This is a genomic window from Singulisphaera photorubra, assembly GCF_045290345.1.
GTDB lineage: Bacteria > Planctomycetota > Planctomycetia > Isosphaerales > Isosphaeraceae > Singulisphaera.
Window position 1 is genome coordinate 9136083 of sequence record NZ_CP155447.1, and the last position, 20083, is coordinate 9156165.

The 20083-nt window shown below is 59.5% G+C and carries 16 protein-coding genes; 9 read left to right on the forward strand and 7 right to left on the reverse strand.

Features of this window, described 5'->3' with window-relative positions:
* Positions 1–36 precede the first annotated feature (36 nt).
* On the forward strand, positions 37–405 hold the full coding sequence (locus V5E97_RS34085) for a hypothetical protein (RefSeq protein ID WP_406695993.1): 369 nt from the start codon (positions 37–39) through the stop codon (positions 403–405).
* 435 nt (positions 406–840) lie between these two features.
* Positions 841–1014, forward strand: coding sequence for a hypothetical protein (locus tag V5E97_RS34090; RefSeq protein WP_406695994.1), 174 nt, complete (start codon positions 841–843; stop codon positions 1012–1014).
* Here the strand turns inward: V5E97_RS34090 and V5E97_RS34095 are convergent.
* Positions 996–2048, reverse strand: coding sequence for a metallophosphoesterase (locus V5E97_RS34095; RefSeq protein WP_406695995.1), 1053 nt, complete (start codon positions 2046–2048; stop codon positions 996–998). The genes V5E97_RS34090 and V5E97_RS34095 overlap by 19 nt on opposite strands.
* 478 nt (positions 2049–2526) lie before the next feature.
* On the opposite strand from V5E97_RS34095, the gene V5E97_RS34100 reads away from it, so the two are divergent.
* The 3 genes from V5E97_RS34100 to V5E97_RS34110 all read left to right on the forward strand — a co-directional run bounded on the left by V5E97_RS34100 (position 2527) and on the right by V5E97_RS34110 (position 7095).
* Positions 2527–4287, forward strand: coding sequence for an arylsulfatase (locus tag V5E97_RS34100; protein ID WP_406695996.1), 1761 nt, complete (start codon positions 2527–2529; stop codon positions 4285–4287).
* A 208-nt stretch (positions 4288–4495) separates the two neighbouring features.
* A complete protein-coding gene (locus tag V5E97_RS34105; protein ID WP_406695997.1) occupies positions 4496–6238 on the forward strand; it encodes a cytochrome c peroxidase in 1743 nt (580 codons plus the stop codon).
* 44 nt (positions 6239–6282) lie between these two features.
* On the forward strand, positions 6283–7095 hold the full coding sequence (locus V5E97_RS34110) for an SDR family oxidoreductase (protein WP_406695998.1): 813 nt from the start codon (positions 6283–6285) through the stop codon (positions 7093–7095).
* A gap of 152 nt (positions 7096–7247) precedes the next feature.
* Here V5E97_RS34110 and V5E97_RS34115 read toward each other — a convergent pair whose 3' ends face one another.
* Together V5E97_RS34115 and V5E97_RS34120 are read right to left on the reverse strand one after the other, a co-directional pair.
* Entirely contained in the window at positions 7248–8495 is a 1248-nt protein-coding gene (locus V5E97_RS34115; protein ID WP_406695999.1) for a glycosyltransferase family 87 protein, read from the reverse strand.
* Positions 8496–8553: 58 nt separating this feature from the next.
* Complete coding sequence (locus V5E97_RS34120; protein WP_406696000.1) at positions 8554–9783, reverse strand: acyltransferase family protein; 1230 nt, start codon at positions 9781–9783, stop codon at positions 8554–8556.
* Positions 9784–10121: 338 nt separating this feature from the next.
* Between V5E97_RS34120 and V5E97_RS34125 the strand changes: the two genes are divergently transcribed.
* Both V5E97_RS34125 and V5E97_RS34130 read left to right on the forward strand, forming a co-directional pair.
* Positions 10122–11165, forward strand: coding sequence for an MBL fold metallo-hydrolase (locus V5E97_RS34125; RefSeq protein ID WP_406696001.1), 1044 nt, complete (start codon positions 10122–10124; stop codon positions 11163–11165).
* Between the two features lie 37 nt (positions 11166–11202).
* The gene (locus V5E97_RS34130; protein ID WP_406696002.1) at positions 11203–12519 is read left to right on the forward strand and encodes a hypothetical protein; all 1317 of its coding nucleotides are present in this window, start codon (positions 11203–11205) and stop codon (positions 12517–12519) included.
* A gap of 45 nt (positions 12520–12564) precedes the next feature.
* On the opposite strand, the gene V5E97_RS34135 is transcribed toward V5E97_RS34130, so the two are convergent.
* Both V5E97_RS34135 and V5E97_RS34140 read right to left on the reverse strand, forming a co-directional pair.
* Entirely contained in the window at positions 12565–12966 is a 402-nt protein-coding gene (locus V5E97_RS34135; protein WP_406696003.1) for an ArsR/SmtB family transcription factor, read from the reverse strand.
* Positions 12967–13181: 215 nt separating this feature from the next.
* Entirely contained in the window at positions 13182–13811 is a 630-nt protein-coding gene (locus V5E97_RS34140; RefSeq protein WP_406696004.1) for a hypothetical protein, read from the reverse strand.
* A 383-nt stretch (positions 13812–14194) separates the two neighbouring features.
* Here V5E97_RS34140 and V5E97_RS34145 point away from each other — a divergent pair, with 383 nt between their 5' ends.
* Positions 14195–14989 (forward strand): GNAT family N-acetyltransferase, encoded by a 795-nt coding sequence (locus V5E97_RS34145; protein ID WP_406696005.1) that lies wholly within the window; start codon positions 14195–14197, stop codon positions 14987–14989.
* A gap of 417 nt (positions 14990–15406) precedes the next feature.
* Here the strand turns inward: V5E97_RS34145 and V5E97_RS34150 are convergent, their stop codons facing one another.
* Together V5E97_RS34150 and V5E97_RS34155 are read right to left on the reverse strand one after the other, a co-directional pair.
* Positions 15407–16849, reverse strand: coding sequence for a sulfatase (locus tag V5E97_RS34150; RefSeq protein ID WP_406696006.1), 1443 nt, complete (start codon positions 16847–16849; stop codon positions 15407–15409).
* Positions 16850–17095: 246 nt separating this feature from the next.
* Positions 17096–18037 carry an alpha/beta hydrolase gene (locus V5E97_RS34155; RefSeq protein WP_406696007.1) on the reverse strand — a complete coding sequence of 314 codons (942 nt, stop codon included), beginning with the start codon at positions 18035–18037 and terminating at the stop codon, positions 17096–17098.
* Positions 18038–18308: 271 nt separating this feature from the next.
* Between V5E97_RS34155 and V5E97_RS34160 the strand changes: the two genes are divergently transcribed.
* Positions 18309–19592 (forward strand): citrate synthase, encoded by a 1284-nt coding sequence (locus V5E97_RS34160; RefSeq protein WP_406696008.1) that lies wholly within the window; start codon positions 18309–18311, stop codon positions 19590–19592.
* Positions 19593–20083 lie beyond the last annotated feature (491 nt).

Consider the following 20083-nt stretch of genomic DNA (forward strand, 5'->3'; position numbering starts at 1 on the left):
CCTCGAATAGGCCGTGTCTCAAGGAGGAGTCAGTCCATGGTAACTCCTAAGCGTGCATGGTCCCATCTCGTCAGGTGGTCGCCTCGGTCCGAGCACTCGGCGCTCAGGTTGATCACCATCGGTGCCCTGCTCGTCTCGGCCTTCCATCTCCATGACAAAGCGAATCAGCTCGAGCAACGGGAACGTTCGTTGCAGCAGAGAATGGCTGCGTTTTCGCGTCAAACTCAGGAGAATGCGGAACGAGCAAAGGTACTCGGAGCATTGCCTGCTCCCTTGGAACAGGTCGTCGAATCCACGGTCGTCCCATTGGCGGGCGAGTCGACTCCGCTTGTCGACAGCGTGGTTCGTCGTGCCGACTATCAAGAAGTGATTCGCCCCGTCGCCCTTCAGAGCACCAATCGCTGAGCCGCCGCAGGGCGCACTGGATCGGATGAATTGCTCTCCTTCATCCCTGCAAACAAGCCCAGGTTGATCTTGCTTGTTCTGTTATCGGCGACTTGGTCTTGTGAGACTCTCCTGGCTCAAGCAGACGCTAACTATTGTTGACGTGAGTTCTTGTTTTAGTTTAATAAGAACCGATTTGGCAACTTGATTGTCAAATCGTGTTCCGATTTGCGCTTTGAGAGATCGGTGCGGATTCGGGGCGGGCCCTTCGGTTCCAATATAAAGCTTCGCCTAACCCGTGATGACTTTATCAACGAATTACGATTGATTAGCGGCCAGAATCCGATTTTTCCCGCAAGGGGGCCACAGCCCACCATTCCTATCTCCTTGTCAGAGAGGAGTTAAGATGGTGGGCCGTGGCTACCCTACGGGAATTGTTAGGCCGACGATGTTGCCATGACCGATCGCGTTGACGTTGGGAGTAACGGGTTCGGCGAAGCTCTACAATTCACAGGCCCCGAGCAATCCGACGACAAATCCGTGGTCCAGCGGAACCAGCCGATTGGCCTGCGATGGCGAGGATCTGTTGATTGGGCCGAGGCGGCTCGACTCTACTTCGACGAGTCGTGAGTCAGTTCGAGCAGGGAGATTTCGGGCGGGCAGAAGAAGCGAATTCGCGGAGCCTGCCCTCGTTCACAGCCAACTCCTCGGCTCACGTAGAGCCGGTTCTCGACGAGTGCATGCAGCCCACCGGCGGCGACCGGGCGAGGCACCCTGCTCAGGGTCATGGGGGGGCCGAAGCCGGGAATAACGATTTGGCCTCCGTGAGTGTGACCGGCCACGGTCAGATCGATCCGAGAGCGTCGCTTCAGCCCGAGCGCCACATCGGGGCGATGAGCGACAAGGATCCGGATGTCGCCGTCCCCCGGTTCCGTTTCCAGCGTCTGAATGGTTTCCCTGGCGCGACCCGTACTGGGATCCAACTCAACGCCACCAATCGTCACATCCTGGTCGCCAATTTTGATCCGGGTCACCTCGTTGACGAGCAAGCCGATCCCCGCCGCCTGAAGAATCTCTTCGAGTTGGTAATGTCCCTGGTCAACATCGCCCAGGACGAAGTAGACGCCGCCGGGTGCGGACAGCCGGCTGAGCAGCTCGATGAGATCCGAACGATTCGCTTCGAGCTCTTTCCCGGATCCCTGGAACAAGTCCCCCGGCATCAGAATGAGGTCGGGCCGGAGCGACATCAGCCGATCGATGGCGGACCGCTCGTAATCCGTGATCCGTGAAGTCTGCAGATCGGCGATCACTCCGACCCGGATCATCGCCTTACCCTGCCGGGCTGGAGCGATTGGGACCTGAGTCGATTCCAACTGGAGGCGGAAGGGCTCGATCCAGCTTGCATAAACGCCGATCGGCATCAGCGCAAATGCCCCCACCGCGAAGATCCGCGCTGGTTTCGACACGGTCACCCGCCGCCCTTCACGAAACGGGATGCACGAAGCCCCCAGAAGGACAACCGCGGCCGCGGGTGGAAGAACCATGAGATCGACATAGATCAGGTTGATGACCCCGAAATAATTCAATCCCAACAAGGTCAACGGTGTGAGCTTGATCATGAAGACCAATGCGGTGACCAACACGGCACACAGCACATGTCTCATGCCGATTTCCGCGGAATCCGTTCGAGTACCGAACCACCGAGCCCCGAAGAAAATGGCGGCGATCACGAAAAAGTCGATAAGCGTTGATGCGACTACGACGAGTGCGAGGGTTTGTTGTGACATGGCACTGGATCAATTCCATCATGTGATGACAGTTAAGCTTGATCGTTCAAGGCGAGGAAACCACGCGCTGGGGGACTCGTGACATGGGACCGATCCCAGGCCCGTGATCGTCGCACAAGCCGGCAAGGAACGGATTAGGATAATCGGCGACCCCGGTCGCCGTCGAGATCGAGCTGGCCGTGTTGGGAATCAGAGGATGGGCCTCGGGATTGATCGATTTCGCCCGAGGGGACCAGTTGGCTGGGCTTTCGGGGCGATTGGGTGCAGCGTATGCTGAGTATCTGGCAAGGGAAAGGATGACGCCTGTCCCCTTCGACCGGATTGGCCTCGCGCCCACGTTCGCCGAGCAAAAGCCATGAGCTTCCGAAGACTCACGCATTCGATTGCGTTACTGTCGTGCGTCCTCTTCGTTCCGGCCCAAGCCGGCGAAACGAAACGCCCGAACGTTGTGATCCTGCTCACGGATGACAACGGCTACGGCGATTTATCATGCCATGGAAATCCGGTGCTCAAAACGCCGAATTTCGACCGGCTGCATGCCCAGAGCGTCCGGCTGACCGATTTCCACGTCGCCCCGATATGTACGCCGACGCGCGGGCAGCTCTTGACGGGAAAAGATGCCCTGCACAATGGGGCAACCTCGGTCTCCGCCGGGCGATCCTTCATCCGGCGCGGAATTCCCTCGATGGCCGAACTGTTTGCCGCCGCGGGATATCGGACCGCGATGTTCGGCAAGTGGCACCTCGGCGACAGCTTTCCGAATTTGCCCAACGATCGCGGTTTCCAGGAGGCAGTCTACCACCTGGGGTGGGGGATTACTTCCATGGCCGACCTCTGGCAGAACGATTACTTCGATGGCCGATTTCGCCACAACGGAACCCTGACTCAGTACCGAGGCTATTGCACCGACGTCTGGTTCGACCTCGCCATGAGCTGGGTCGGCGAGTCCCAGAAGAAGAACAAGCCGTTCTTTCTCTATCTTCCCACCAACGCGGCCCACGGCCCACACTGGGTTCCGGAGCGATACAAGACCCCTTACAAGGGACGCGGGCCAGCGGCCTTCCTGGGAATGATGGCGAATCTCGACGAGAATCTCGGGCGCTTCGAGGAGTTCCTTGAGTTCAAAGGCCTGAAAGAGAACACGATCTTCATCTATCTCAACGATAATGGAGCGACGGCTGGAGCCCAGGTCTATAATGCCGGCATGCGAGGGAGGAAAACGCAGTACTATGAGGGAGGCCATCGCGCCGCCTGCTTCGTCCGCTGGCCGGCCGGTGATCTCCGCAAACCGAGCGATCTGGACGCCTTGACCGAGGTCCAGGACCTGCTCCCGACCTTGATCGACCTCGCTAAACTTCCTTCACCAGGGCCATCGGCCTTCGATGGAGTGAGCCTGGCCGACCTGCTTCGCGGCACAACGGAGACGCTGACCGACCGGATTCTCGTCGTGCAATACGGGCAGAAGCCGGCAAAGTGGGACTGTGCCGTGTTATCGAAAAAGTGGCGACTGGTCCATGGTGAAGAGCTTTACGACCTCTCGAACGATCCAGGGCAGACGAAAGATGTCGCCAGGCAACACCCCGAAGTCGTCGCTCGCCTGCGCGAGCATTACGAACACTGGTGGGCCGACACGGCTCCGGAGCTCGACAACTTCACGCCGATCGTCCTTGGTTCGGATCGGGAGGACCCCGTGACGCTCTCGGCGGCCGACTGGGCGAACGTTTATTGCGATAATATGAACGACCTTCGGACCGGCAAGCCGAGTAACGGCCCGTGGCACGTGCTGCCCGTGGCCGAGGGCACTTACACGATCGAACTTCGTCGCTGGCCCAAAGAGGCCGACGCCGCGATCGCGGCGGGCGTTCCCGCCTTTTCCGCCGTCGATGGCAAGCTACAAACGGGCAAGGCACTACCAATCGCCCGGGCACGCTTGAAAATTGGCGACATGGATGAAACCAGGCCCGTTCCCCCCGACGCCAAGGCCATCACTTTTACCGTCAACTTGAAGAGCGACATCAAGTTACCTATGCAAAGTTGGTTCTATGACGAGAATGGTGGCGAGATCTGTGGCGCCTATTTCGCCTATGTCTCCAGGGAATCACCCGAAAGTCGATGACCCACTTGCGATCTGGCTCTGCTCGAATGCTGAGAAATGATCGTTTCAGTTGGGGGCGAGTCATTTCTGGTCCTATCGAGAACGACCCATGTTGGTACGGCACGCACTGAGGGACTCGAACCCCGTGGACCATTGGCCGGGGCTGCCGCGAACCTGGTCCAAATGCAAAAGCAAGGGCACCCCGCGCGGGCGGGGCTCGCTCGTTGTTATGTTGATTTGCCTTGGTTTTAGCGGCGGCGTCAAGGCCGCCACGCCCGCGCCGTCCGCTTCGGTACCGCCCTCGGCGCGGCGGCCGGTCGCTCTCTGTTTCGATCGTGAGGGAACCCGGCTCTTCGTCGCGAACCGAAACAAGGGGAGTGTCTCGGTCATCGACGTCCGGCAACGCCAGGTCGTTGCCGAATATCCCGTTGGAAAAGGGTTGGCCGACCTCGTTTCCCTGCCCGACGGCACGTCATGGCTCGCTCTCGACCAGGAGGAAAACGCCATCCTTCTGCTAGAGGAACGCCACGACTCGCTCACAGCCGTCTCACGACAACCGGTGAAACTCGACCCGGTAAAGCTGGTACTCACCCCTGATGGGTCGACCTGCATTGTGGCCTCACGATTGGGACGTTCCGTGACCTTTTTCTCGAGGGGACGGACCCCAACCGTCACGCAATCGACGTTGAGTTTGACCCGTTCGATTGACCTTCCGTTCAGCCCGCGTGACATGGTCCTGGTACGGGATGGGTCGACACTCGTCGTGGCCGACGCGTTCGGAGGAAAGCTGGCGCTGATCAACGTGCCCGAGGGCCGTCTCCTGGCGGTTCACTCGTTGCCGGCCCACAACATCCGAGGTTTGGCCCTGACCCCCGACGGCGATTCGTTGCTGCTCGCCCATCAAGAGCTCAATCCGGACGCCCGCGCGATCCAGGACGATATTCAGTGGGGGGCGCTCCTCTCGAATAAAGTTCGCGTTCTCAAGCTCGATCCTCTGCTCGAGCTGCAACCTGACGCGCAGTCGCCCCGTACCGCAAAAACGGATCAGGTGATCGACCTCGGCCGATTCTCGGGCGATCCGTCCGCGCTCGTCTGCGACCGCAAGGGGAGAGTCATTCTCGCCCTGGCCGGAGTCGATCAAGTGGTCACTGGATTGGATTATTCTCATCTCGAGATCCGAACCGGGAGCGGAAAGCGGCCGACCGCGATTGCGTTGGACGCCGAAGAGTTGCTGGGGTATGTCGCGGATACGCTCGACGACACTGTCTCGGTGTTCGAGATGAAGACTGGCAAGCGACTCGCCCAGATTCCTCTCGGTCCCAGCCGCGAACCCTCCCTCGCGGAGCGTGGAGAACGCTTGTTTTACGATGCGCGACTCTCGCGAGGCGGCTGGATGAGTTGCCAGAGTTGCCACACTGACGGCCACTCGAACGGTCTCAACGTCGACACAGTCGGTGACGGTGGCTATGGTGCGCCCAAACGCGTCCCTTCCTTGTTCGGCACGAGCCAGACGGGACCCTGGGGTTGGACCGGCCGTAACGATCGCCTTGATGAACAGGTTCATCAATCGACCGTGACGACCGTTCAAGGAGTCTGGCCGACCGAGAGCGAAGTGGCGGAAATCTCGGCCTTCCTGCAAACCCTCTCGCTTCCGCGAATTCCCCCGGTCGCCCCATCGAAAGCGGCTTCGGCCCAGCGCGGTCAATCGCTTTTCGAGGCGAATTGCGCCTCCTGTCACGCCAAGCCCGAGTACACGTCGCCCCATCTCCATGACGTGGGACTGGCTGATGAAGTCGGTCAGCGCCGGTTCAATCCGCCGTCTCTGCGCGGCGTCCAATATCGTGCTCCGCTCTTGCACGATGGGCGGGCCAAGACGCTGGATGCGGTCTTTCGCGAGCACAGGCACCCGCGAGATACACCCTGGAGTGATGAGGAGATCACCGACATCCTCAACTTCCTCGAGTCACTCTGAGGCCATCGAGCCCTTTCCTTTCATTCCTTCAAGAGGACCGTGACATGAGCATTTTTCGTGACGACCTCTTTCGGGATCAGGTGGTCTTGATCACCGGCGGCGGAACCGGCATTGGGCGCGGAATTGCCATGGCACTGGCAGCCCATGGAGCGCATACGGCCATCCTCAGCCGGAGCGCCGAGCACCTGGAATCCACCGCGGCCGAGATTCGTAGTTCGACCGGCCGCCGCTGTCTGGCCCTCGCGGCCGACGTCCGCCTGCCGGAACTCGTCGATGCCGCGGTCGCCCGGGTGGTCGAAGAACTCGGACGACTGGATATCGTGATCAATGCCGCCGCGGGAAATTTTCTCTGCCCCTCGGCCGACCTCTCCCCGAATGGTTTTGGCACGGTCCTGGATATTGATGCCAAGGGAACGTGGAACGTGTCGCGAGCCGCATACCACGCCTGGTTGCGCGACCACGGTGGGCAGATCCTGAACATCAGCGCCACGTTGCACTATGGCGGAACTCCCGGTCAGGTTCACGTGGCCGCGGCGAAGGCAGCCGTCGACGCATTGACGCGGACCCTGGCCGTGGAATGGGGGCCACAACGCATCCGGGTCAACGCGATCGCCCCCGGCCCGATCAGTGACACCGAAGGAGCCCGACGCCTCTTTCCCGACGCCATCGCGGAGCGTCTCAAAGGGGTCATCCCGTTGCGCCGACTCGGCCGGATCGAGGATGTGGTCAACCTGACCCTCTTCCTGCTGAGCGAAGCGGCCGCCAATATCAACGGAGAAATCATGGTGACCGATGGCGGACTCTGCCTCTCCGGAAACCTCAATCTCTTCGCGGAAGCGCTCCGATCGAGGTCCTGAAAGTGCCTTGGCGAGTCACTCAATCACGATTCGCAACGCCCGGTGCAGAGGGACTCGTGGAAGTGGCATCAAGGTGTCGCTTCCCGCCCGCCTGATTCGTGTTTGGAATTCGGACTTCTTGAATCCCCTGTAGATTGTGGGCGATCCAGGCCTCAATCTCCGACGGCTTGTCGTGACGTCGCGGCCACGTTGGGCAATTCACCAGCCGGTATCCGCTCGATTCGATGCGGCGAGATCGTGTCGGACTGACCGGGCAGGATCAGTGGTTCGGCGGGCCGATAGAGGAGGTCGTGGGCAACGACGGTGAAGAGTCCAAGGGCCATGAGCATGTGACAGCCGAGGCCTCGGGCGACGGGTAACGCAGTTCCGACCAACGAGAGAATTCCGCAGGCCCAGAGAAGCCGTCGCCGTTGGGCGAGAAAAATGACGGCCGGCAACAACCAGAGGAAGTAATGGTGCCAGCAGATCGGTGTGCTGGCGAGCATGACGATTGAAGAGAGCGCAAACATTCCCAGTGTGGCCCGGCGCGGTTCGGCGGCCCTGGTTTTCCAGGCGCAGAGGATCCAGGCCACGGAAAGCCCCGCCAGAACCAGTCCCCAGAGGACCCAGATCAGGTTCAAGGACAGAATCCCGAGAGAAAGTGAATGAGGCGGATGATCCTTGCCGAGGTCTCCAAACGTCCTGACGAGAACGATCGGAAGGCTCTCGTTATTCACCCGGAGGTCGGCGTGTCGAGCGACCAGATGCCAGGGCTTCTCGTAATTGCTGATCCAGACGATCTGCTCCCGGATTGCCTCGAGCGCCGAGGACCAGCCGACAGCGACCACAACCACGCCGAGCCCCAACGTCGCGGTCAGCAACATGGCCAGCCCGACTCGCCAGGTTCGGACCCGAGCCACAATCGTCGCCCAGTGAAGGATTGGGAGGATCTTGATCATCCCGGCCATTCCCACCAGCCCGACGCTTACCATTGCGTTTCCTTGGAGCAGAACCTGTAGCCCCAGCGCGACGAGACAGACGTTAATCGGATCGCTCTGGCCGAGCACCAACGCATCAATGAAAAAGGGGATGACGACAAACCAGGCGAGGGCCTGGTAATGAAGATTTCGCCCCGAAAGCCTCTCAAAAATCCGAGGTAGGGCTCCGACGGCTGTAAACGAGAGTGCGGCCCACACCGTCGAGGCGAGGCCGATCGGTAGTGCTGCCAATGGTGCGAGCAGGACATGGAACGAAACGGGATAGCGAGGTTGAGCGGAGACGTGTAACCGGCTGGTCCTCCACAAAGCCTGGGCCGCTAGATAGGGGTACTTGAAGTCATTGCCACGCTGAGCACTGCGCAGCACCACATAGGTGAAGAAGAGGGCCAGGCCCATCGCCGCCAAGAGCCTACGCCTGGTCACATCAACCATCCTGTCGCAATCCAGATCGCTCGATCTGATCTTCGGTCGGGGCTCCACATCACCGTGACGCCATGATCGCTGGGTTCCGTACTGCTGGCAACCTTTGTTGTCCAGCCGACCCTGAGTTCTCTGGTGCCGCTTGGAAAGGGCGCTCAAAGATCCGATGGAAGAGGGCCGCGGCAAGGAGAATCGACGGGGCGACGATCAGGATCAAGCCCCAGAGCCGAGTTTCCGGGAGGAGTAGCCACCGCCGCATGACAGCATCGCCTAGAGCGATGAGCGGGTAGTGGATCAGGTAGAGGCTGTAGGAAATCGTGCCAAGCGCCACGGCCCATCGTCTTTGGAGGAGGCGAAGTAAGGGAAGTTGCGGTCGACTGGCCCCCGGCGAGGTGGATCGCGTCCAGCGCACGAGCAGCCCAGCCATCAGCACACCGATGATCGGATCCGTCAGCATGAAATTGCGGTCATCGGTTCCGGCAAGTGCGAGGCCCGTACAGGTTATCGCGATCAGGACGAGGCCGATGGCCACCGGCCCCCCTCGGAACATCCGGCCATTCTCGATGACCGAGGGATGGCGATGAGCCGCGAGTGCCGCGACCATACCGAGTGTAAAGAGGCCCGCGAACCAAGGACACATTTCGCGGAGCGCAGGGTTTTTTAAGGGGATCGCAAGCGCTGCCACCGAATATCCGATGGCAAAACTCGCGGCGATCGCCGCTAAGTGGCCATTTCGCCGCCAGAGTGTCACAAGGAGGGGAAACAGGAAGTAGATCTGCCACTCCGTCGCGACGCTCCACAGGGGTGGGGCGATCTTGAAGAGCCAATGCGCGCTCAGGTTGTGGACGAGAAAAAGATGGGACACGATGACGCCCGGACTGAACGCAGGCAGGGCGCGGTCCCAAGGGCTACGCGCAGGATGCCCGAGATCTGGGATCAAGGCGATCAAGATCCAGCAGAAGAGGAGTGCCCCAAAATAAGGGGGCAGGATTCGCCGGGCGCGACGCCGGAGAAACCCACCGAAATCGCTGGGCAATCGGCCCGACGAATCGCAGGCCGCTGGAAGCATCAGGCAGTAGCCCGAGAGAACGATGAAGACCGCAACCGCGCCATGGCCGTGCCGGAGCAAGAATCGAACCGTGAGCCCTGGTCCCGAAAGTTCCCCTGGCGGGATCATCAGCGCCGCATGGTGCAACGTGACGTAGAGCGCGGCGAGCCCCCGGATGCCATCCAGGAATAACAGCCGGGGAGGCTTGACGATGATTGTCGGCGGCGCAATCGAAACAGGCAAGCGACACCTCCATGTGATCGCGCGGCGGCGTGCCCGAGCGCGAGCGTTTGGATCGCAGGTCGCCAAGTATGCCCGCCCTGCTCCACTTCGGCGAGCCCAGTCCTGCTCCTTCAGTGGGAGTTCATTCCGGACTTCGAGACGGTCCTGCGGCAAGAAATTCTCAGAATTCGGAAATCCACGCTCGATCAGAGTCCTTCAAAAGGTTAGATCTACAGGCCAAGCGGGACCACCATCTTGCGATCCACGCATTGCCGATGTTCCTCTGGCCAAATTCGGAGGAACGCCGAGCGATTGTGGGGAGGGACGGAATCCAACGGTCATTATCAAGCGAGCGCGTCATGCCTGCTTCCCGCACGATCTCTGACATTCGCCTGGTGAACGGATCGACCGGCGATCCGGGCCTTTTCATCGATTATCCGGGACGCAACGACGCCATTCTCTTCGATGCAGGCGATAATGCCGGGCTCGGAATGGATCGCCTCGGGGACCTTGAGGCTGTCTTCATCACCCACCATCACGTCGACCATTTCATCGGTTTCGATCGGATCGTGCGTGCGAACCTCGACCGCGACAAAACGCTCCAGGTGTTTGGACCCGAAGGAACGATTGCTAAAGTTTATGGCAAGATCAAAAGTTATGAGTATCCGTTTTTCCCGTTCCAGAAGATCGTTATTGACGTTCATGAGGTCCTTGCGACACAGATCCGCACCGCGCGACTGGAATGTACGCGCCGCTTTCCACGGCCAAAAGTTCACGAGGTCAACTGGGCTGAACCGTTGATCTACGAGACCGACGACCTGAAGGTGGAGGCCGCGCACGTCGATCATACGGTCCCCTGCCTCGCCTTCGCCTTGGTCGAAAAGCCGGGGTTCGCTCCCGACTCAACGCGACTCGCGGGCACGTCGTTTCCGCGTGGCCCCTGGATCAACGAAGCCCTGAAACTGTTGCGTGCTGGGGCTCCCCTCGAGACCGTGCTGATGATCAAGGGCCAAGCCCGATTGCTGGGCGAGTTGAAAGATCAATACTTCACCCAATCGCCTGGGTCGCGAATCGCCTACGTGACGGATACGGCATGGAGCGAGGCGGTACGCCCTGCTCTCTTGCGGCTGGCAGGCGGAGCGAACCGACTTTATTGCGACGCGTTCTATGCCCAGGAGCAGATTCAGCAAGCCGATAAGCATCATCACATGACCGCAACTCAGGCGGCCGAATTCGCGCTGGCCGCGGGGGTGGAAGAACTTATTCTGATTCACTTCTCGACGCGCTACGAGGGGCGGTTCGATGACCTGGTCGAGGAGGCTCGCGCCTCATTCTCCCACGTTACGGCTGAGATTCCGCCGGTAAGACAGAAGAAGTCGACGCGGTCGGCGAATCCTTCTTGACGCTCTGAGTACTCCTCCGTTTCACGAGGTCTTTGTCATGGACGCATTCGAAACAGAATCGGTGACAACTGAAGAAGCCTCCAGTGAGTCAGTCCAGACCTTTGAACCGGGAATGGATCGCTCGAGCTCGATCATGACGGCCGCCGAGGCCCTGGAGAAGCTGAAGCGCGGCGAGCCGATCGAGCGAACGCGAGTCGTGGGGCTCAAACTCAGGGGGGAGTTCACAGAGCCGGTTCGGTTCCGTGAGGTCACGCTCATTCAGTTCGAGATCGAAAAGTCGACGTTCAACCAGGAGGTTGCGTTCGAGCGTTGCACCCTGGAACGTCCGAGATTCACACGCAAATCCCACTTCGAGAAAGGGCTCTGCTTCACGGCCTCGACGCTGATCAAGCCTGACTTGCGTGGAATGACGGTCAAGGGAGCTTTCCGGTGTGATAACATCCGCGTTCGCGGCCGCTTCTTGGTGGAAGCCTCGCGGTTCGAGGGACGTCTCCGGTTTTGGGATGCTCAATTTCAGGGCTGGGTGGAATTAAAACGATCAGAATTCGTCGAGGAGGTTGATTTTCGGAGCATTCACGTGGCGGAAGGCTTCGTGATCAGCGGTTGCCAGTTTCGCTCGAATGTACTCTTTCGGGGGGCTGCGATTCAGAAGAAGTGGCAGGCCGATTCAAGCAGGTTCGAGAAGATGCTCGACTTCTCCAAGGCAAAGCTTCATGACTTTGTTTACTTGGAAGGGATCGAGCAGGGAGAATCCCAGCGATTCGCCTTTACCAATGCGTTAGCGGAACGCATTTTGATCCGCCCGGAGCAGATCGTCGGTCGGTTGGCGAGTGAAGAGGCGGGCGACCACTTGCAGGCGATGCAGGAGTACGGCCTGCTGAAGCGGATTTTCGAAGGGCTTCACCGCTATGAAGAGGAAGACTGGGCGTTCTACCGCTTCAAGGTAAACCAGCGGCTCTGTAAGTCACGTTCCTGGCGGAACCCATGGACAAAGCTGTCCGGAATGGCAGACTGGCTCTTACTCGACCATGGCTGCGGTTATGGCACCAACCCGTTTCGCGCGGTCCGCACGGCGCTGGTGATCATCATCGGTTTCGCCTTGGTCTATGCCCTGAACGTGCAATCGCTCCATATCGAAGATGGGCATGAGCCGTTCGCCGGGGATAAAGGGACCCTGGCGAATCGGCTCATGATTGGAACGTTGACAAGTGTCTCAGCATTCACTTCCGGCTTCGGCGACATCCGAGGTGCGGCGACTGGATGGATTAACCTTCCCCTGATCGCCGAATCGCTGATGGGAACACTTCTCTGGGGGCTTTTTATCGTTGCATTTAGCCGAAAGGTGATTCGGTAACGTGATACGGCCGAATTTCCCAGTAACGAGCAACAAATTGCGCGATCAACGACCGCTGGAGGTCAACGTGAAGTCATGGAACTTGACTTTCTTGGGAACCTCGCCCGTCACGGTGAAAAGGCTTTCGAGCATTTCACCAAAAGCGTCGGTGCGAATGCTGTAGAAATTGTGCTTCGCCTCACGTCGGGCTTCGATGAGGCCCGACACCCGCATCAGCGCCAGGTGATGGCTCACCGCGGGCTGGCTCTGTCCCAGTCGTTCGCAAAGATCGGTCACGTGCAATTCACTGTGTTCCGCCAGCAAAAACAGGATGCGAAGCCGAGTCTCATCGCTGAGAAGCCGAGCAACCTGAACCAATTCGCGAATCGACTTGTCCGCAGCGGTCGGGGTCGGGGTTGCCGAAGCTCGTGTTGCCGCGGTCGTACGCTTGACGTCTGTGCTAGCCATCGTTGCATTCACCTCAAAAGAAACGGAAGAAAACGCTTTCCATGAACTGAACTAGTAGCATATCACATGCCAATCGCTCGCGGTTGGCTAAAGAGATAGTACGACGTTTGTCCCTGATTTGCATGTTCATTGGGCCTGCCTGAGCAACTCTTGTTGCGCTCAGGCCCATGGCACCATGGATCGAGCCATGCGCTGGCTTGGGAAAACGTGAGGAATCAGATGGGAGGAGTCGACTCTAAGATCTCGTTCGAATATCCAAACGAGTCAAGAAATCGATCGATCAAGTGTGACTTATTCATCGACTTGGGTACGATCGCCTGGAGCTGATAAATGCGGTGGTTGATGATGTAGTAGCGAAGTACCCCAAAAGAACCTTCGTCCGACTCGAATCTCACTTCGCGGCCGTTCCACTTTTTCGCGAGCCTGATCGATTCTTGGGCGATTATCCTGGTTTTCGCGGCCGAGGCCGCCTGCTGAGCGATCGTCGTGAGAATCTCGTTTTCGCGATCGAGTGAAACGTCCGCGGGAATTTCATTCTGAATACAACCGAACACGGTGGCACCGTTGCCCGAGACCCATTTCAGTTCGGTCGTCTCGAAAGTGGCCGGGCCGTCAGTCACGGAACGCCTGGAAACCTCGGGATTGACCGGCATCCAGAGGTTGCTCTGTCCGTCCGGCATCGAAACCGGTCGCCATGCCACTCGATCGGCCTCGAACGTGCTTCCTGAGCGAAACAGGGTCGTCAGAACAGTCGCCGCGACGATCACGAGGAGCGTATTTGCACCCTGAATTACCCAATGTCTCGGCCCGAATCGCTCGGCAGAAGGCGGATCCGATGGCGACATGACCCTCTGTTCCGCGTTGGCCACATAGATTTTCGGGAAATCCGCTTCTCGTCATTGTGCATGTCTCTTCATGATACCCTGGCTCGTGACGCATGCCAACAGTCATTCAATGAGCGAGGACCCCGGCACGGTGGCGAATTTACAATTCGAAACAGTGGATCGCTGGAAGCTCGGATCCACGACTTCCGCGACCCACCGCCGCCGTTCTTCTCACGGAGTGGGGCCGATCTCTGGTCTGGTTCTGGGGCCAGCGATCACTCGTAGCCTGATTGACTGTGTCATTGATCGAACACCTTGATATCACGATGATTCATTTCAAAGACCTGGGAGTCAGTTCTGTGATTCAAATCAGGAGGATGGTTCGCAAGGACATAGCCCACGGAATGCGTCTCAAGGACCAGGCGGGCTGGAATCAGGTTAACCGAGACTGGCAGCGTCTGTTCGACTTGCAGCCGGACGGTTGTTTCGTCGCGGAGTTCGACGGCAGGCCGGTCGGCACCGTGGTCACCTGCCGCTTCGAGCAGGTGGCCTGGGTCGCGATGATGCTGGTCGATGAGGCCTACCGGGGCCAAGGCATCGGCCGAAAACTCATGACCAGGGCCATCGAGGAACTCGATCGCCATGAGATTCGATCCATCCGCCTGGACGCCACGCCGTTCGGTCAGCCGCTTTATGAATCGCTCGGTTTCGCCCCGGAATCGACATTGATCCGGTTCGCGGGGATCTTGAGCCCGGTTGTTGAAAACGAGGCGATTCCCGCCTGGAATCAACCGGGACGTGAGCATGAACTGCTTGCCCTCGATCGTGAAGTGACCGGAACCGACCGAGGTGCGCTGATCGCTCGCCTGTTCGCCGAGCATGGGGAGTCTCTACGCGTCGTCGAAACGGATCAGGGCGTGAAAGGCTTTCTGATGTCGCGTCCCGGCTCGAATTCGCGCCAAATCGGGCCCTGCATTGCGGACGAGACCGCCGGCCGAAGGCTACTTGCCGACGCCGGGCGGAGATACGCAGGCGAGCCGGTAGTCATCGATATTCCATCCAGCCACGACCAAGCGATCGAGATCGTCGAGGCGCTTGGCTTGAAGCCTTTACGCCAGCTACTTCGCATGGGCCGGGGCCCTCGGGTCATCGAGGATCTGTCCCGGCTCTGGGCCAGCGCGGGGCCGGAGAAGGGCTAACCGGAGGACGCATTGCACTTGTTGAGGATCGTCAAACCGGATCAGGCCTGGTCGACGATCTTGCTGAGATCGATCAGGGACATCTGTCGGCCCGCTCCGCAATGTCTCGAGTCGGATGCTGGTTGCGTGGCTTATCCGGATAGGTGATGTTAAGGACAAGTCTTTTGCTAGCAAGGTATGTGCAATGGTCGTCCACGGTCATGGCCCCCGGCGTAACGACCTCGACGTGATCGGTACGATCTTCATTGAAGTCGGATTTGTCGCCGTGAGAGGGATGCCAGGCCCAGGCGAGAAAGCGCCCCGGAGCACGCCGACTGCGTTCATGAGCCGACGGCTTCCGGTCGGGGTTGCGGGTTGAACTCAGCACGAAATCGGAAACGCCGCGGGATCGAGCGGCGTCCCATCGACTCGGTTCATTCAAGGAGCCGCCTTTTTGGCGGCCTTTCGCTGTGCGGCGGCTTTCTTTTGAGCCCCCTTTTTGGTCGCCGGCCCTTCCTTGTTCCCTCCGATGTCGGCATGATCAAGCGTTGGGAAGGACTTGGCTAACTCGGCCTTCTTGGCGGAATACTCCGGCAAAGCGGCGAGGTTCGTCCACTCGTTCGGGTCCTTGGTCTCGTCGTAGAGTTCTTCGTCGCCATTGGCGTAACGGATGTAGCGCCAGTCCTCCGTGCGGACGGTGTGATTCTTGAATCGGTAGGTCGTGAGAGCGGGTTGGTCCCAGCTCGACTTGGGATCGCTGAGCAGTGGCCGTAGGCTTCGCCCCTCGACGTGTTTCGGCGTCGGAATCCCGCAGAGATCCATCAGAGTCGGGTAGACCGACATCAAGTCGACCGGACGATCGCAGGCGACGTTCGGCTTCGTCAATCCGGGGACGACCCAGATCATCGGTGAGCGAGTGGACTCTTCCCAGAGGGCGAACTTCCGCCAGTGGTGCTTCTCGCCGAGGTGCCAGCCGTGATCGGACCAGAAGACGACGATCGTGTTGTCGCGGTACTCACTCTTGTCAAACGCATCCATCAGCCGGCCGATCATGGCGTCCGAGTAGGTGATGGCGGCGAGATAGCTCTGGATCGCTTCTTTCCAGCGCCCTGAGGCCAGGATCCTGGCGTGATCGGTCTCGGGGTGAGCCATCCGGAGTCCGGCAGGGGGAATATCGTCGAGGTCAGTCTTGAGGTAGGGAGGAAGTTTGATCTGGTCGAGCGGGTGCATGTCGTAATACTTGCGCGGGACGTTCCAGGGCATGTGCGGCTTATGCAGGCCGCAGGCGAGGAAAAACGGCTTGTCGTGCTTCTTCTGCAACTGGTCGATCGCGTAGCCGGTAATCTTCCACTCGCGAAGGTCCTCGTCCTTGCAGTCAATGGGAGCGAAGGCAATCCCATCGACTCCTGTGTCACCGGTAGGCTTGGGGTCGGGCTCCACGTTCGTCAGGTAGTCGTCCCACTCGCCGGGACGTTTGTAGGCCTCGTGGTAAATCTTCCCCGCCCCGCGGACCTCGTATCCTGCCTTGCGGAATTGCGTGGTGAGCATCAACTCTTCCGGCATGACCGTGCGCCAGTCGTTGCCGTTATCATAAACGCCAGAAGTCGATGGCCGCAGCCCTGACATCAACGAGGCACGCGAGGGATTGCAGACCGGCGCCGCGCAATAATTGCGGGTGAAGTAAACGCCTCGCGAGGCAAGCTTGTCGAGGTTTGGCGTCATCGTCTGAGGGTTACGACCGAGATAGCCAACCCAGTCGCGCATGTCGTCCACCGCGATGAACAGCACATTCGGTCGCGTGACCGTCGGCTCGGCCGCGGAAAGTAGTGTCGGCACTCCGAAGAGCGCAGCGACCAGGGAAAGTAAGTGACGGCGAGGCATGAATTGACTCCGGATCGTGTCGCGACCTTGATTGGGGACGGTCGGTCCACAACGACGTTTTACCAATGGCGAATTTTCAGATTTTGAGTGGTGTTGCGTCTATGGCAACTGTGGGCGGGGCGCCCACACATTCAGCGAATTGAAGTCCGTGGGGGCGGGGGGAGTAAGCTTCTCGTTCAACGAGCTCGATGTGGACGAGGAGCCTGGAAGCCAGGCTCCTCGTCGGTTTGGCTGAATCTGATTCCCTCACTTGGCCGTGGCGGGTTGACCTTGCGTGAGGAACCCACGTCCTTTGAGCCAGGTGGCACAGAGCTTCGGCCACGCCTGGAACGCCTCGTTCGGGGGGATCTTGTCAGCCCAACCCGTCCCGAGACCCAATCCATGCTGTCCCTTCTCGAACAGGTGCAACTCGACGGGCACCTTGGCTTTGCGAAGCGCCAGGGCGAACTGCAGGCTATTCTCGGGGACGACTCCATTGTCCTCATTCGTGTGCGCCAGGAATGTGGGGGGAGTGTCCTTTGTCACCTGTGTCTCGTTCGAGAGGCTTTCGACCAGCTCCTTCGGGGGATTCTCTCCGAGCAAACTCTTCAGCGAGCCGGTATGCCCGGCGGGCGTCCCCATGGCGATGACCGGATAGATCAGAATTGCCAGGTCAGGTCGGCTACTCTGACGTTCGATCGGATCGTTGGCGTCCGCCTTTCCTCCGTCGAAATGAGTGGCAGTCGTCGAGGCGAGGTGTCCGCCCGCTGAAAAGCCGATGATGGCGACGCGTTTCGGGTCCAGATCCCACTCCGACGCCCTCGCCCTGACCGTCCGAATGGCTCGTTGGGCATCCTCGAGCATCCGGGGATGCTTGTACTGCGGAGCAAGTCGGTACTTCAAGACGAATGCGGTCAGCCCCAGCGAACGGGCCCATTCGGCGACGTCTTTCCCTTCGTGTTCGGTCGCGAGAAATTGGTAGCCACCCCCCGGACAAATGACGATGGAGCCGCCGTTCACCTTGGCAACGTCGGGCCGGTAGACCGTGATCGTTGGCACGTCGTCAGCGTGAAACTCATCACCAGTCTTAGTTCCCAGTGCGCCTGGAGCCCCCTTAGCCCAGAGGGGGAAAGTCTTCGGCTCCTCGGCCGCGACGACACCGGAGGCCGCCACGAGGAAAGCCATGAACGCTCCGAAATTGGTCCACATGATTTGGGTTGCCTCGCGAGAAAATCCGGGAGATTCGGGTGCGAGGTTCCAGTGTGGCGGGACTGTGCTGCCCTGTCAAATCACCCGCCGAGTGGTTTTTTCCGTCAGATCGCGTTCACGAAAGTCGCCTGGAAACGATGGGGTTCGTGCACTTTCCTCGCGATGCGACTGCCTGATTTCGCGCCAACGGGTGGCCTCAAGGCAGAGGCCCACCTTATAATCGACTCCTGAAAAATCTGATTCGGTGGTTCAGCGAGGGGAACGGAGCACGATGACCCGCACTGCGACTTTAACTTACGGCGACCAGACCATCGAACTTCCCGTGATCGAGGGCACGGAGGGGGAGTTGGGGGTGGATATCTCGCAGCTGCGGGCCAAGACCGGCTTGATCACGCTGGATCCTGGTTTCGGCAATACCGGCTCGTGCCAGAGCGGCGTGACCTTTATTGATGGGGATCGAGGAATCCTCCGTTACCGTGGGTTGCCGATCGAAGAACTCGCCGAGAATTCCACGTTCATCGAGACCGCCTGGCTCCTCATCAACGGCAAACTCCCCAACGCCGCCGAACTCGACCAGTTTAGCAAGCGGCTGACAAAGCATGCACCCTTGCATGAGGGCTTCAAGAATCATTTCGAGGGGTTCCCGCTGAATGCGCCGCCGATGGCGATCCTCTCGGCGATGATCAACACCCTCTCGAGCTCCTCGTGCGATGGGCAGAAGACTCCTGAGGACGGGATTGACGAGCTTTCCGCCAAGCTGATGAGCAAGGTTCGGACGATCGCCGCTTACTCATACCGGAGGTCGCTCGGGCTTCCCTTCATCTATCCGGACCCGAAGCTTCGGTACGTGGCCAACTTCCTCCACATGATGTTCTCGATGCCGTACGAGCAACACATCGCCAGCCAGGAAGTGGTCGACGCCCTCAACCTGATTTTCATGCTGCACGCTGACCATGAGCAGAATTGCAGCACGTCGACGGTTCGGGTCGTCGGTTCGAGTAAAGCCAACCTCTATGCGTCGTGCGCCGCGGGTGTGGGGGCACTTTGGGGACCGTTGCATGGTGGGGCGAACGTGGCCGTGCTCGAGATGCTCGAAGCAATCCACAAGGGGGGGATGTCGGCCGCAGATGCCCTGGCGCTGGCTAAGGACAAGCAGAGCGGGTTCAAACTGATGGGTTTCGGGCATCGGGTCTACAAGAACTTTGACCCCAGAGCTTTGATCCTCAAGCGCGCCGCCGACAAGGTTCTCGAGCGTCTGGGCGTGCGAGATCCACTCCTCGACGTAGCTCGGAAGCTTGAGGAACTTGCGCTGATCGACCCGTACTTCGTCGAGCGGAAGCTCTACCCCAACGTCGACTTTTACAGTGGCATCATCATGCGAGCGATCGGCATTCCGACGTCCATGTTTACGGTCATCTTCGCGATCGGGCGGATGCCCGGATGGATCGCGCATTGGAAAGAGCAAAATCAAGACGGAGCGAGTCGGATCGCGCGTCCTCGTCAGATCTACATCGGGCCGAAGCAACTGTCCTATACGCCGATCGATCAACGTTGAACCGGTTCCGAAGAACCAGGCGACTGACTTGATTTCATGATGTACGCCGGCCGACACGAGACACGACTGAGCATCGAATCCTTGTGTGCTTGTCTGTTGTCGCGAAATCGTGATCAGCGTCACATGTCGTCGAGATCGCCTGGTTCTTCGTCGCGCTCTTCGTGATGGCGGCCGCGACGTTTCGAAAAAGGCCGGGCCCCTGCCCCACCGAATCTCATTTTTCATCGTTGCCGATGAACTCGGGTCGAAAAAAGTGGGGTTTCACATATCAGAGCTCCAGACGCCGAACCTCGACCGCCATGCCTCGGCTGGGGTTCAGCGGGAGCTTCATTGAGGTTTGGCCGATCTGTCCACCCCTCCGCACGGCCCTACTCCCCGGGCTCAGTCCCAGCCAGTTCAATATTCTGGGGCCAATCGGCGGACGAAGCGACCAGGCCGTATCCCCGAGTCCATGATCCTGGCTACTTGCTCGAGAGCCGGGGTTATTCGAG